Origin of the sequence: Psychrobacillus sp. BL-248-WT-3, from assembly GCF_012843435.1 — a bacterium.
In the GTDB taxonomy this organism is placed as follows: domain Bacteria; phylum Bacillota; class Bacilli; order Bacillales_A; family Planococcaceae; genus Psychrobacillus.
Genome location: NZ_JABAFC010000058.1, coordinates 1 through 13,735, shown reverse-complemented (window position 1 = coordinate 13,735; position 13,735 = coordinate 1). Strand labels below are relative to the sequence as shown.

Genomic DNA, 13,735 nt, shown 5'->3' with positions numbered 1-13,735 from the left:
AAGAGCTGCCTCCTCGCTTTTCTCCATTTGCCTGTCGGGGCAGACATAGGCGATTGCGCTTTTCTTGATTGGCTAGCTCCATCGCCTTGCCCCTCGGGGTCAAATGGTTAAAAGCTCCGGTGGCTGAGGAACTGCCTCCTCGCTTTTCTCCATTTGCCTGTCGGGGCAGACATAGGCGATTGCGCTTTTCTTGTTACGTCCCAAGGGTTAAAAGGAGGTAAGATGCTGCGTATAAAAAAGTTACAAGATATGTAATGATATACATCATTACTTCAAACCTGCTAAGCTTTCTGTCCCTCTTCGTCTTTTTAAGCAGACGAATATATGCATATCCACATAGCCACAGCAATAGGATCGTTACCTCGTTTACACTTTCTATTAAGTTAACCAACAGATTTTCTCCTTACCAATCATATTTAATTCATGTTTATAATTACCGTTTTTGTAGAAAACCAAGAACAATAGCTTTTTAATACTGAAGTAGAATTGGCTTACAATCTTACCGGAATTTTTCCATGGGGGGTAAACGATAAAACATTAATACAAATCTAAAGAAACTCACTAACCGAAACAATTTCAAATAGTCCACTTTCTTTTAAAAATTGAGCTACCAAATGGACATGAGCTGCTCCTATTATCAAAAGTACACGATCATTCGAAGAGGAGATTTCAGCGAGGTTTGCAAACAAAATAAGATTTCGTTGGTACCACCATCTCATCCAATCAATCCCCACATAGTCGCTCCCCCGACCTATACGAGCAATATGCATATACATTTCATGTTGCTTTAATATGTATTTCTCTTCGTTTAGGCTTCTAATTAGCTCATCTATCCTTTTTTCATCTAGTGGGAGTATGAGCTTAGAACGATAAGTATCTATTAATTGAAAAACCTCTGTTTGTTCTTTTTCTGCCCAATTCATAACTTCTCCGATTGAGCGATTTCCAACGTTCTCCATCCAATCTATCGCATATACCTCTTTGTGTTTTAACTCCGCTGCCGCTCGAAAACCAAACTGATGTATTTCATCTATTGCTAGCTCTAGTTCATTATTTAAATATTGATGATACTCTTCGTTTAATAAGTGATTTTTTTCTTTTTCAACTTCTAATGCAATTTTGTTAGGATGGAATTCTTTTATAGCATCTACAACTTTTCTTATCTCCTCTTGCCTTTTAGTCGATCGTAAGTTATCCGTGTCTACACTGTATAAATCAGAAGTATTTCCCATATGAAATGTCCCTAATATCATGACTTTGGTCATTTTTAATTATCATCCTCTCCCAATACGATTAAATTAATTTCATTAACACCTCGCAGAGTTAACATAATTTTCTATTATTTTCCCATATAAAGGGATAAGGGTAAATAGATATATTATTAGTTGAGGCCTTTCTAAGAAAACGATAAATAAAAAAACAGAGCAAATTCTATGCGAATTGCTCTGCTATTCTAGAGGATTTTATCTTCATTTTGAACGATTTAAAATGACACTTAGAGCTTAATATTATTCGGTTCGTGTCATGTTTTTGGCGTAAAAAATTTCATCCATTTCTGTTTTAAGCTTTTTGGTGATAGAGATTTTCTCTTCATTGGATAGCTCGTCTTCCTTGTAACCAAAGAGGTAGTTATTCAAATCAAATTGTTTCAGCTTACATTTGGTATGAAAAATATTTTCCTGATAAACATTCACATCAATCATATGGTAATATTCCTGCAAGGCATTCGGAATATAATTTTGAATGGAATTAATATCGTGGTCAATGAATAATTTATGACCCTTCACGTCTCTCGTGAATCCCCTCACTCGGTAATCCATGACCATTACATCGGTTTCGAAGGAATGTATTAGATAGTTTAGAGCTTTTAAGGGCGATATTTCTCCGCAAGTCGAAATGTCTATGTCTGCTCGAAACGTACTAATCCCTTCATCTGGATGATATTCAGGATACGTATGAACGGTAATATGACTTTTGTCTAGATGACCAAGAACGACCTCTGGTATAGGCCCAGGGGATTGCTTAAATGATTCTATCGGTGTTTGATCCACGGGTCCTTCTGACACTAAAATGGTCACACTTGCACCCTGGGGCTCGTAGTCCTGTTGCGCTATGTTTAAAATATTCGCTTCTATAATTTCGGACACTTTTGTTAATATATTGGTTAGACGCTCAGCGTTATATTGCTCATCAATGTATTCAATATATTTTTCCCTTTCTTCCTTCGTCCTTGTATAACAAATATCATACATATTAAAGCTTAGTGTTTTCGTCAGATTATTAAAACCATGTAACTCAATTCTTTGTTTTGGTGTCAAACTCATAGACATAACCCCACTTCCAATAATTGAAAATCATACTTTTATAGATATGTGTATCAACAAAATACAATGTCTCTTCAATTTTGTCTTCCCTAATATTTGAATAAATAAAACTAAAATCAATAAAAAACTCCTGAATATTAAAACAGGAGTTTGAATGTGTCAATTTCAAAATTCCTGTTTGTATAGAAAACACGAATAATTAAAAGAGAACAATGGAATTTATATGATTTTTAATAATAAAGTATTATTGATTTTCGCTCATATTGCGGACGCTTTCCGTGGAGTGAGCGATAAGCCATCACCCATCGATTTCGCGCGTGGTTGTAACGTCTTTATCTGTCTCACTCATCCCTGCTTACCACGCCGCCCTCCGCTGCAATCAATATATATAATGTTCACTTTTAATCTTTAAAATGCCTTTTATGAAATTGACTCATATATAATTTTTCTTTTTACTCCCAGTTATAAGGAGTAGCCTGATAAACATAGTAATTCAACCAATTAGAAAATAATAAATGTGTATGTGCCCTCCATGTATTTAATGGCTTATTAGAGGGATTATTATTTGGAAAATAGTATTTTGGCATCTCAATATCTATTCCTTTAGTTATGTCTCTATGATATTCCTCTGCTAATGTGTGCGCATCATACTCTAAATGACCAGTGACCATCACCATTTTATTGTCGTTCGATTTTACAAGAAACACACCTGCTTCCTCCGAAGTGGATAAAATAGTTAGTCGCTCATGCTTTTCTATTTCTTCTTCAGATACAGAAGTGTAACGAGATACGGGAGCATTAAACTCTTCATTAAATCCTCTTATTAAATTCTCCACTTGGTCAGTTAATATATGCCGATACACTCCCGAGCATTTACGAGAAAGTGTGAATTTATCTATACCGAAATGATAATACAGTGCAGCCTGCGCGCCCCAACAAATATGTAAGGTGGAGGTAACATTGGATTTAGACCATTCCATTATTTCCTTCATTTCATTCCAGTAATCGACCTCCTCAAATGGCAACTGTTCTACTGGAGCACCAGTGATAATCATCCCATCAAACTTTTTTTCTCTTATTTGATCAAATGTCGTGTAGAAAGTATCCAAATGGGTTTTGCTGGCATTCTTGGATTCATGCGTCGCTGTATTCATAAAGGTTATATTCACTTGTATTGGGGTATTCCCCAGAAGCCTTAATAGCTGAAGCTCCGTTTTTTCCTTCTCAGGCATTAGATTAAAAATAATAATGTTAAGTGGACGGATGTCCTGCTTGTAAGCACGCTCTTGATCCATGAGAAAAATTTTCTCTTCTTTTAACAGCTTAGCTGCAGGTAATTGTTTCGGAATATTGATAGGCAATGACTTTCCCCTCCCAATGAAATGCGCAAGAGCACCTGTGATTTCGCCTCAAACTAAGTAGGAAATCGAACAGGAGCAAGGCAATTATTAAAATAAATACCTCTCTTTCCATGTAAGAAAAGAGAGGCAGGAATTTGCTAACTAGCTCTTATCTTCCAAGATCGTCTTGTTAGGAATTAGCACCTTTCTGTACAACAGAGGTTGCCGAAGTATCACAGGGCCTAATCCCTCCACTTCTCTTGATAAGAATATTAAATTATTTAAATTATTCGTTAATAAGTTATATTAGCACGCTCTATTACTTATATCAACCCATTTTGAAAAGTATTCGGGTCATTCTGCTAAATCTAGCCATTTCTCCAATAATTGCTCCAATTGCTCCTCTACCCGAAGTTTTTCCAAGCTTAATGCCTCATAATTTTCCCAGTCATTCTCTATGCTAATTTGTTTAGTTAGCTCACCTATAACATTTTCGAGCTCACTTATTCGCTTTTCCAGAGGAATTTCCTTTTGTTGTTTGGCAGGTGTTGCTTCTTTTAATGGCTGCTTGATTATTTCTTTCCTAGTATTTTCTTTCGAGCAAAACTCATTCCATTTTTCCCTTGCCCATTCGTAAGGGCCTTCAAATGTGGTAAGCTCGCCATGCTCAAGCCAAGCAGTCCTTGGAAATAGTTTATTTAGAAAATATCTATCGTGAGATACAGCAATAATAGTCCCTGTAAAATCATCTAGCGCTTCCTCTAATACCTCTCGTGAATCAATATCAAGATGATTCGTTGGCTCATCTAATATGAGACAATTTATGTCTTGATGCATTAGCTGAGCAAGACGGAGTCGCATTCTTTCTCCTCCGCTTAAATCAGCAATTCTTTTAAAAACATCCGCCCCATAGAACATAAACTTCGCTAAGATGTGTCGAGCCTCTCCTTCTGCCACATTTACTTCTGCTCTAAAAATATCTATTAAGCGAGCTTTTGGATCTGTTATTTCGAAATGTTGAGAAAGATATCCATGGCGCACATTACTACCAAATCGAGCTTCACCCGAATCTATTAACTCTACTCCTCTAAGAATATTCAAAATGGTAGTTTTACCCGTTCCATTCCTACCAACGATTGCAAGACGGTCCTTCCAATATACATGAAGCTCTGCACTGTTTAATAACATTTTTTCACCAAAGCTTTTGAAAGCCTCTTCCATTATGACAACTTCTTTTCCGCTTCGGGGTGCCGCGTCAAAAGATAGACTCATTTTCTTAGGATCTATTAGAGGTTTACGAACCTTTTCCATCCGCTCTAATGCCCGTTCCATATTCCTCGCCTGACGGTGTAAACTCGCATTTGGAGGAACTGCTTGGTTAGCCCAAATCCTTAACCTCTTTATTGCTTCTCTCATTTTCTTTATCTTTTTTTGTTGCTCCTCATACTGTTGAAATTCACGAGTAAGTTTTTCTTCCTTTTCGATTAAAAAAGAAGAATAATTACCATGATATTTCGTAAGCATACCATCCTCAAGATCTGCAACTTTTGTAACTACCTTATCTAAAAAATATCGGTCATGTGAAATAATAACAACTGTACCTGTATAACTAACTAAATACTCCTCTAACCACTCTATTGCAAACAAATCCAAATGATTAGTCGGCTCATCCAACAGTAAAAGGTCTGGCTTGGTTAATAGTAGCTGTCCAAGCATTATTTTCGTTTGCTCTCCACCACTTAAACTTGAAAATGGCTGTTCTACAAAACCACCTAGTTGTAGCCCTTCAACTACTTTATCAATTTCGGAATCAATCGTATATCCGCCCTGTACCGTGAATTTTTCTTGTATGTCTCCATACTGCTTTAGAAGTTTTTCCATTGCCTCGGCATTTACCACTGCTAGTTCTTTTTCAAGTATACTCATCTTTTTCTGTAGTAGCATAGTATCCTCGAAAGCATCGTATAACAGGTCTTTTCCTTTAACGCTTTCTGAAAAAGCAGGAATTTGGGCTAAATAACCTATTTTTGCTCCCTTTTTAAAAGTGATAATTCCATGATCAGGTTTTTCAATACCCGCTATTAGATTAAATAGCGTTGTTTTCCCACTCCCATTTCGTCCCACTATTCCTAATTTGTCCCCCAGTTTAATATCTAAAGACAGATCCTCAAATATAAGATTACCACCAAGCATTTTACTTATTTCCTGTATTTTGCATATCATTATGTTTCGCTTCCTCTCCAAATTATTGCTGGAAGCATTTTTCTGCATACAAAAAGACTGCTCAAATAAGCGAGCAGTCTTCTAATGTGGTTCAGAAAGAATGGCTTATCAGCTGTGAATTTCATGTAATTGTCTAAAAAAGGACAGATTGGTCCCGTTAGTAGCAAATCCATGAGTAATCGCACATGATGTGGATAAAAATTCCAATATAAATCCATGTGCATTCACAGTGTTTTTCATTCTTCCTTCACCTCCGTCCATTAATGTAAGATTATTTTAACATATTCCATTATTTCGTACAATGTGATTTTTTATTTATTCGTAACCTTCTAATCCCTCTAAGCCAGGATCATTTAACTCATTCGTATTTGGCATTCCTGCATCGTTTTCTTTATTTACTTCTGCATTTCCTGACTCAGGCCCGTAATTTTGCCTATTATTATCAATGATTTCAGGCGGTGGAAGTTCATTGGATGTGCGGTCTTCACCACAGGCACTCAAGGGCAACAAAGTAAAAATCAATATAGCTATAATTTTTTTCATGTCATACTCCTTTTGATACTGCAACTAAAAATGACAAGCTGCAATTCCTTTTCACATAGAATGGACCAATCCAATCATTTTATCCACAAAAAAACCAGCATTAAAAATGCTGGTCTTTTTGCTAATTATTCTTCAATGTCGAAATGTATCTCATCTTCATCGTTATATTCAGAGCCATTTTCAAACAATACAGTCGTTCTCAATATAAGCGTTGTCATTTCCTCTGCACCATCTGGAAGCCATCTTTCATCTGGCATGATTTCAAAAGGAATCATTTGCATATCCTTTGAAGCTACTGTGCCTACCAGTTCTATAGAATGCTTGGAAACAACTTTGGGAGCTTCTCCATTAATCACTTTAAAGACTTCTAACTTAATATTCTCGATTTGCTCATAGTCATGAACTCCATCAATATAAATCGTACCTGAAAGATTGATCCCATGTTCAATATAAGGATGATCCACCACAGTATCAATCTTTATGGATTTCACTTCAATACTGGAGTTGAATTTTTTGGCCATTATTCTCATTCCACCTTGTTATTTGTGTACTCATAGTGTTTTTCAACAATTGGTTCAAATTTATTGTACCTCTTTTTAAACATTGTGTAAAAATGGGAAACGATAACTTTTAAAATAGCATAGCCAGGTATACCCAAAATTACTCCAGGAACTCCGAACATCGCACCAGAAGTAATCAATACAAAAATTATTGTAATCGGATGCACATGCAATGATTTGCCCATAATTTGTGGGGATATAAACTTCCCTTCAATTAACTGAACAATTGTCCAGACTACTGCAAGTTTGATAAGCATGAAAGGAGAGGTAACTAAGGCAATAATTGCAGCCGGAGTTATCGCTATAACTGGACCTAAGTATGGAACAACGCTCGTAACCATTGCTATAACACCCAACAATAATGCATAATCCATCCCAATGATGGTGAAACCAATAAAGATCATAATACCTATACACATAGAGACAAGAATTTGACCCTGAATATACGAGCTGATCTGCTTATCGATACTAGTAAAAACCGACTTTATGTCATCTCTCATGCGGGGAGGAAAAATTTTTAGTACATAAGCAGGAAGCTTTTCCCCATCCTTTAAAAGATAGAATAAGATAAAAGGAACAGTAACGATTGCCAGTATAAAGCTAGTTAATATACCGATAACAGAGGAAATTCCTGTTGCAATTCCTGTAAAGGTTTCCTGGAAAAATGCACCTAGCTCCTTCGGTAAATCATACAGAAGATTAGCAACATCGGTTTCTATTTGCAAATAATACGTGCTTATAAGAGAGTTCGTTCTCAAGAATGAATCTAAGCGGGTTAAGACTTCTATAAAATAACCTGGAAGCTCTTCTGCCAATTTAAAAAATTGAGCTTTTAAAAATGGAAACACTAAGAAAACTAATAAGGTAATAATACCAACCAAAGCTAAGAAGATGAGTAGTATACCAATCACTCGTTTAACTTTAATTTTTTCTAGCATACGCAATATTGGTCTAAGTAAATAATAAATGATGACTGCTAATATGATTGGTAGGATGACATTCCCTAGAAAAACTGTTAATGGGACAAATATGAAGGAAATTTCATCATAAATCATGATGATTAAGCCAATCATTAAAAGCAGTATAAGCGTAAATATAGTATTACGACCACCTAAAAATTTTATGTATCTAGTTGAGAAAAAAGAAGGTTTTTCAGGTTCCAATTTTACATAACATCCTTTCCTAACTTAATTTTACGAATGAATAAATTTTATCGCAAATATAAAAGTCCTATTCACCTAAAAAATCTTCTATTGCTTTTCTATTTTTATCTTCGTCAATTACAAGAACTGCTCCTGCGTGACTATAGTTCTTATCATAATAGCTTCCTTCTACAGGAATAGTCAGTTTATCCATTTCTAGCTTTCCACTAACGATAGCATCCAAGACTCGAATAACTTTATCTTTACGGGAATAATCGGTTTGGATATACCCTTCAGCTGCTCCTATAAATTTCGGGATATTAGAAACATTTTGTATGGAAATTACCTCGTCCTTTAATGCTTCCATGACTTTTTGTTGGCGTCCAACTCTGCCAAAATCACCTTCTCCGTCTGCCCGGAATCGTGCATAACCAAGTATCTCCTGTCCGTTGAGCTGCTGTTCACCTTTTGTAAGTGAAACTCCAATTTTTTCAGACATATCCTTCTCGACATCCATCGTAATTCCTTCAGGAGCGAGAATATCTACCAATGACTCAAAGCTTCTAAAATCTATTAATGCATAATGATGGATCGGTATATCAAACATATTCTGAAGAGTTGCCTGCAATAACGGTACTCCGTCTAAATAATAGGCTGTATTTAACTTATAGGACTTATAGTTAGGAATAGCAGCATAAATATCTCGCATAAACGAAATGACTTTAACGTCATTTTTTTCTTTATCCCAAGAGATGATCATCATTGTATCTGTTCGGGATCTCTCTTTCCCTCCCGCTCCTGAATCTGCTCCAAGGACTAGAATATTTTCTCGTTCACCTTTTGACCAAGCATCCCCTTCAAAGTCAATATCCTGTTTTACTTTTGTTTCATTAGCTAATTTATAGCCTTCCCGATATTGTAAAAATGAGTAAATACCAATTGTTAACCCAGCTAGTAACAGAACAGTAAGGAATACTCTTCCTTTCCGTAGTTTTTTTTTCGGTTTATATCGTCTTTCTGTATTTCTTTCTTCAGTCATATTAAATCTCCCCTTGAGCTCTTCATCGATGCTGTTTTGATGGTGCACGTATTTAGTTTCCCATATTTATATCATACTCTTATAATAACGTATTTACAGTGCGTTGGTTTCAGAATTTTGTACAACTTGAAAAGTAATGGTAAAATCATTTTACTATAATAGGAGGGATATAAAAATGATAGAAAGAGCTACGTTCGCAGGAGGCTGTTTTTGGTGCATGGTAAAACCGTTTGATTCTTGGGAAGGCATACATAAGGTAACATCAGGATATATGGGTGGTCATATCGAAAATCCCACATATGAACAAGTGAAAAAAGGGGACTCGGGTCATTTAGAGGTGGTAGAAATCCAGTATGACTCCTCTATCTTCGATTATGAGAAACTACTAGAAATATATTGGCAACAAATAGATCCAACGGATGCTGGTGGTCAATTCCAGGATCGAGGCGAAAGCTATACGACAGCAATATTCGTATATAATGAAGAACAACGCATGCTCGCAGAAAAGTCTAAAGAGCAGCTAGCGGCTAGCGGTAAATTTTCCAAACCGATTGTTACGGTAATTCGAGATGCTGAAACGTTTTACGAAGCAGAGGACTATCACCAAGACTTCTATAAAAAAAGTCCTGATCATTATAAAGAAGATCTTGCTCAATCAGGACGCGTTGAATTCATTAACAAGAATTGGAAGTAAATTTTCATGGTCATGGTGTGAACAAAAAGCAGCATTTAAATATAGATTCTCCTCTAAACAAAAGTGCTAGAGGGGATTTTTTTATTTACTACTACTTTAGTTAAACTTTAAATAGCAATTTGATCCTTAGGCCTAGTAAGCTCTAAAAGTAATTATGCAATCAACCTCTCATTACGTGGTTAATTTTACCTAATAATTTATCATTAATTTTTGTGTACTTTTCTCCTATCCTGTTTTACTATTAATAAGTTGTAAATTAGCAAGGAGTGAGGAAATGTACGCATTATTAGGCGTAATAGGTTTTTTGGGAATAATCGTAGGTATTGTAATGTTTATTATGTCGTTAATCAAAAAAAAGAAGAAGAAAAATAGTGGTTTAGTCATATTAGCCTCTTTTATAATATTTGTAATTGCATTAGCCATTACTCCTGTTACAGAAGAAGAAGCAAATAAATCTGAAAAAGTTGTTTCTACCCCTCAAAAAGTAAAAGAGACTGCTGAAGAAAAACAAGCAAGAGAAACTAAAGAAGCTGAGGAGAAAGCAGAAGCTGAACAAAAAGCTAAAGAGGAAGCTGAAGCTGAAGCAAAAGCTAAAGAAGAAAGACTTGCAAAAGAAATTGCAGAAAAAAAAGCTACTTTAGATGCTTTAAAATTTTCAGGTACAGGAGATAGTGCTACTGGACGGTTTACTCTAGATGATGGATTTGTAATTATAGAATCTACTCATAATGGGTCTAGTAATTTTGCATTAGAATTACTTGATGAAAATGGTGATCCTGTAGAATTGGTTGTCAATGAAATTGGCTCTTATCAAGGTAAGCAAGCTTATGAAATTTCAGCTGGTGAATATCTATATAATGTTTCTGCAAGCGGAGCTTGGACAATTCAAATGTCACAATTTATACCAGATGAAGTTTTAACAGGAAACGCTTCTGGTAAAGGTGATAGTGTTGTGTTTATGAATGTTGAAAGCGGTGCTCGTACTATATCTATGACACATGATGGATCTAGTAATTTTGCTATTATTATCAACGACCGAGCATTAATTGCTAACGAAATTGGGACATATAAAGGATCACAAATACAGAAATTTAAAGATAGTAGCGTATATTTCTTTACAATTACTGCTGATGGTAATTGGACATTAAATATAGAATAATAAAGTTTTTATAGAACCACCTCCATTATTGGTTGGTGGTTTTTAATATGATATTTAACCAAATTAATAAGTACAAAACCCAAACATATCAACGTTTGATAGCTTTTGTTTGAACACCGTGCTATAATAAGAGCATTGTGAATTTTAGGAGGTATAGCATGATTGCAGTAAGTAATGTAAGTCTTCGATTTGGTGATCGTAAATTATTCGAAGATGTAAATATAAAGTTTACACCTGGTAACTGTTATGGGTTAATCGGTGCAAACGGAGCTGGTAAATCTACATTTATCAAAATCTTGTCGGGGGAAATTGAGCCACAAGAAGGTAATGTGATTATGAATCCAGATGAGCGCTTAGCGATTTTGAAGCAAAATCACTTTGAGTATGAAGAATACAATGTGCTTGAAACAGTGATCATGGGTCATAAACGTTTATATGAAGTAATGAACGAAAAAAATGCAATTTACATGAAGGAAGATTTTTCTGACGAAGATGGTATGCGTGCCGCTGAGTTAGAAGGGGAATTTGCAGACCTTAACGGTTGGGAAGCTGAATCAGAGGCAGCCATCCTTTTACAAGGACTAGGTATTCCTGATAGCATGCACCAAAAGAAACTGTCTGAATTAACTGGGTCAGAAAAAGTAAAAGTACTTTTAGCTCAAGCTTTATTTGGCAAACCAGATGTACTTTTACTAGATGAGCCTACCAACCATTTAGATATCAAAGCAATTCAATGGCTAGAAGATTTCCTTATCAACTTTGAAAATACTGTAATCGTAGTTTCGCATGACCGTCACTTTTTAAACAAAGTATGTACACACATTGCAGACCTAGATTTCAGCAAAATCCAAGTTTATGTAGGAAACTATGACTTCTGGTATGAATCAAGCCAGCTTGCTACTAAAATGGCTCAGGATCAAAATAGTAAAAAAGAAGAAAAAATTAAAGAACTACAAGCCTTCATTGCTCGCTTTAGTGCGAATGCATCTAAATCAAAGCAAGCAACATCTCGTAAAAAAATGTTAGATAAGATTGAACTAGATGATATTAGACCTTCTTCTCGTAAATATCCATATGTGAACTTCTCTATGAAGCGTGAAATTGGTAATGACGTATTACAGGTTCAAGATTTAGGTTATTCGCTAGAGAACGAAAAACTATTCTCAGGTATGAACTTCACTATGAACAAAGACGATAAAATTATCTTGTTAGGTGATGAGCTTGCTAAATCTGCTTTACTTCGTATGCTTGCAGAAGAGGAAGAGCCACAAGAAGGCTCTATTCGTTGGGGTGTAACTACATCTCGTGCGTACTTCCCATTAGACAATGCAAAATACTTTAACGGTACAGAAACTTCACTAGTTGATTGGTTACGCCAATATTCACCTGATGATGAAAGTGAAACATTCCTTCGTGGTTTCCTAGGACGTATGCTTTTCTCTGGGGAAGAAGTGAAGAAGAAACCTTCTGTCCTTTCTGGTGGAGAAAAAGTTCGTTGCATGCTTTCTAAAATGATGCTTTCCGAAAGTAATGTTTTATTGCTAGATGAGCCTACTAACCATTTAGACTTGGAATCCATCCAAGCATTGAATAATGGGTTAATTGCGTTCAAAGGCGCTATGATATTCACTTCTCATGACCATCAGTTCATCCAAACGATTGCAAATCGTGTAATCGAAATCCGCAAGGACGGCTCTATTCTAGATAAACAGCTGACATATGATGAATTCTTAGAATGGAAAGAATCTCAAAAATTATAATACGTAAAAAAGGGTATTCGTAAATATTTACGATACCCTTTTTTATATCCCATGGTACTAATAACAAATTTTTTCGTATAAAAAAAGGTGTTAGACGTATAGTCCTACACCTTTTTAGATGTTTTTATAAAACGTCCTAGCAATGAACGTGCTGGTAATTTCCCAAGCAAGCTATCACTTGTTTCCGATACCTTTTTCATTGTATCTAACAGCTTATGTTCTCCAGCCCAATGCTCTTCTACGATTTCAGGGGAAAACTTATTTAAAAGCATATTGACAATAAATGCTGCAACAATAATATCATCCATGTATCCACCTGGTCCTATTAAGCCCTCGGGTAATATATCAATTGGAGTAATAAAGTATAGGATACCACTGCCAATAAGTGTTTTACTTTTTGCGTCAATGCGATCATCTAGCATAGATTTAATAAGTAAATGGAAAAAATCTGGAGCAAAAAGAAGGTATGGAGTAAACTTACCCAACTTGTTAGATTTGGAATCCACATATTTCGTTATTTTAGCACGTAGTTTTGTGTAAAAATCTTGTTGCTCCTCATAGGAAGGTAATTCCTTTTTTAACTCTAAATTCATACAAAGCTCCCCTTTCTTGTTCTCACTATACCAAAAATTTTGGAAAAAGAAACTTAAATAGCACTCATTCGAGTATATTAATGAGCACATCAAAGAGTTAGTTTTATAATTAGCCCTTTACTATAAAAAAATCATAGTAGTAAACTGGTGAAATCTATTTATAAATATAGCTATTATTGTAAATACATTTTATCTAGTTTCAAGTATTCATTTAAAGCCTGCTGTAATGTGTGTAAACGCTAAAATAAAATGGACAGTTGCTGCTAAATAACATTGAACACTTTCGCTAATCTAATAGATTTTCAGTAAACTATATATATTCGTTTATTGGGGGTCAGACAAGTGGAGGGAAAATTAG

Annotated in this window: 14 protein-coding genes and 1 riboswitch; of the genes, 3 read left to right on the top strand and 11 right to left on the bottom strand. The window is 35.4% G+C overall.

Annotation, left to right across the window (positions count from 1 at the left end; translation table 11 throughout):
- Positions 1-193: 193 nt before the first annotated feature.
- The 10 genes from HF876_RS17910 to HF876_RS17870 form a co-directional block, all read right to left on the bottom strand.
- A complete protein-coding gene (locus tag HF876_RS17910; protein ID WP_169361420.1) occupies positions 194-391 on the bottom strand; it encodes a hypothetical protein in 198 nt (65 codons plus the stop codon).
- A 157-nt stretch (positions 392-548) separates the two neighbouring features.
- Positions 549-1,265 (bottom strand): DUF5694 domain-containing protein, encoded by a 717-nt coding sequence (locus tag HF876_RS17905; RefSeq protein ID WP_169361419.1) that lies wholly within the window; start codon positions 1,263-1,265, stop codon positions 549-551.
- Between the two features lie 243 nt (positions 1,266-1,508).
- A complete protein-coding gene (gene speD / locus HF876_RS17900) occupies positions 1,509-2,324 on the bottom strand; it encodes an adenosylmethionine decarboxylase (RefSeq protein ID WP_169361418.1) in 816 nt (271 codons plus the stop codon).
- 452 nt (positions 2,325-2,776) lie between these two features.
- On the bottom strand, positions 2,777-3,685 hold the full coding sequence (metA, locus tag HF876_RS17895; RefSeq protein ID WP_169361417.1) for a homoserine O-acetyltransferase MetA: 909 nt from the start codon (positions 3,683-3,685) through the stop codon (positions 2,777-2,779).
- Between the two features lie 145 nt (positions 3,686-3,830).
- Positions 3,831-3,934: riboswitch (SAM riboswitch) on the bottom strand.
- An 84-nt stretch (positions 3,935-4,018) separates the two neighbouring features.
- On the bottom strand, positions 4,019-5,887 hold the full coding sequence (abc-f, locus tag HF876_RS17890) for a ribosomal protection-like ABC-F family protein (protein WP_169361416.1): 1,869 nt from the start codon (positions 5,885-5,887) through the stop codon (positions 4,019-4,021).
- A gap of 108 nt (positions 5,888-5,995) precedes the next feature.
- Positions 5,996-6,127: an RAxF-45 family protein gene (locus HF876_RS19315; protein WP_346764100.1), complete on the bottom strand. Its 132-nt coding sequence runs from the start codon at positions 6,125-6,127 to the stop codon at positions 5,996-5,998.
- Positions 6,128-6,202: 75 nt separating this feature from the next.
- Positions 6,203-6,430 carry a hypothetical protein gene (locus HF876_RS17885; protein WP_169361415.1) on the bottom strand — a complete coding sequence of 76 codons (228 nt, stop codon included), beginning with the start codon at positions 6,428-6,430 and terminating at the stop codon, positions 6,203-6,205.
- A 125-nt stretch (positions 6,431-6,555) separates the two neighbouring features.
- On the bottom strand, positions 6,556-6,951 hold the full coding sequence (locus HF876_RS17880; protein ID WP_169361414.1) for a sporulation protein: 396 nt from the start codon (positions 6,949-6,951) through the stop codon (positions 6,556-6,558).
- Positions 6,952-6,956: 5 nt separating this feature from the next.
- Complete coding sequence (locus HF876_RS17875) at positions 6,957-8,153, bottom strand: AI-2E family transporter (protein WP_169361413.1); 1,197 nt, start codon at positions 8,151-8,153, stop codon at positions 6,957-6,959.
- 67 nt (positions 8,154-8,220) lie between these two features.
- Positions 8,221-9,171, bottom strand: a complete 951-nt coding sequence (locus HF876_RS17870; RefSeq protein WP_169361412.1) for an LCP family protein — start codon at positions 9,169-9,171, stop codon at positions 8,221-8,223.
- Between the two features lie 175 nt (positions 9,172-9,346).
- Here HF876_RS17870 and msrA point away from each other — a divergent pair, with 175 nt between their 5' ends.
- The 3 genes from msrA to HF876_RS17855 all read left to right on the top strand — a co-directional run bounded on the left by msrA (position 9,347) and on the right by HF876_RS17855 (position 12,784).
- Entirely contained in the window at positions 9,347-9,865 is a 519-nt protein-coding gene (gene msrA / locus HF876_RS17865; protein ID WP_205964172.1) for a peptide-methionine (S)-S-oxide reductase MsrA, read from the top strand.
- A 274-nt stretch (positions 9,866-10,139) separates the two neighbouring features.
- On the top strand, positions 10,140-11,024 hold the full coding sequence (locus tag HF876_RS17860) for a hypothetical protein (RefSeq protein ID WP_169361411.1): 885 nt from the start codon (positions 10,140-10,142) through the stop codon (positions 11,022-11,024).
- 158 nt (positions 11,025-11,182) lie between these two features.
- A complete protein-coding gene (locus tag HF876_RS17855) occupies positions 11,183-12,784 on the top strand; it encodes an ABC-F family ATP-binding cassette domain-containing protein (RefSeq protein ID WP_169361410.1) in 1,602 nt (533 codons plus the stop codon).
- A 104-nt stretch (positions 12,785-12,888) separates the two neighbouring features.
- Here HF876_RS17855 and HF876_RS17850 read toward each other — a convergent pair whose 3' ends face one another.
- Entirely contained in the window at positions 12,889-13,377 is a 489-nt protein-coding gene (locus tag HF876_RS17850) for a YkvA family protein (RefSeq protein ID WP_169361409.1), read from the bottom strand.
- Between the last annotated feature and the right edge of the window lie 358 nt (positions 13,378-13,735).

Excerpts from the sequence above, each read along its gene's own strand:
- HF876_RS17905 (WP_169361419.1), bottom strand. The coding sequence starts at position 1,265 with ATGACCAAAGTCATGATATTAGGGACATTTCATATGGGAAATACTTCT.
- speD (WP_169361418.1), bottom strand. The coding sequence starts at position 2,324 with ATGAGTTTGACACCAAAACAAAGAATTGAGTTACATGGTTTTAATAAT.
- abc-f (WP_169361416.1), bottom strand. The coding sequence starts at position 5,887 with ATGATATGCAAAATACAGGAAATAAGTAAAATGCTTGGTGGTAATCTT.
- HF876_RS19315 (WP_346764100.1), bottom strand. The coding sequence starts at position 6,127 with ATGAAAAACACTGTGAATGCACATGGATTTATATTGGAATTTTTATCC.
- HF876_RS17885 (WP_169361415.1), bottom strand. The coding sequence starts at position 6,430 with ATGAAAAAAATTATAGCTATATTGATTTTTACTTTGTTGCCCTTGAGT.
- HF876_RS17880 (WP_169361414.1), bottom strand. The coding sequence starts at position 6,951 with ATGGCCAAAAAATTCAACTCCAGTATTGAAGTGAAATCCATAAAGATT.
- HF876_RS17870 (WP_169361412.1), bottom strand. The coding sequence starts at position 9,171 with ATGACTGAAGAAAGAAATACAGAAAGACGATATAAACCGAAAAAAAAA.
- msrA (WP_205964172.1), top strand. The coding sequence starts at position 9,347 with ATGATAGAAAGAGCTACGTTCGCAGGAGGCTGTTTTTGGTGCATGGTA.
- HF876_RS17860 (WP_169361411.1), top strand. The coding sequence starts at position 10,140 with ATGTACGCATTATTAGGCGTAATAGGTTTTTTGGGAATAATCGTAGGT.
- HF876_RS17855 (WP_169361410.1), top strand. The coding sequence starts at position 11,183 with ATGATTGCAGTAAGTAATGTAAGTCTTCGATTTGGTGATCGTAAATTA.
- HF876_RS17850 (WP_169361409.1), bottom strand. The coding sequence starts at position 13,377 with ATGAATTTAGAGTTAAAAAAGGAATTACCTTCCTATGAGGAGCAACAA.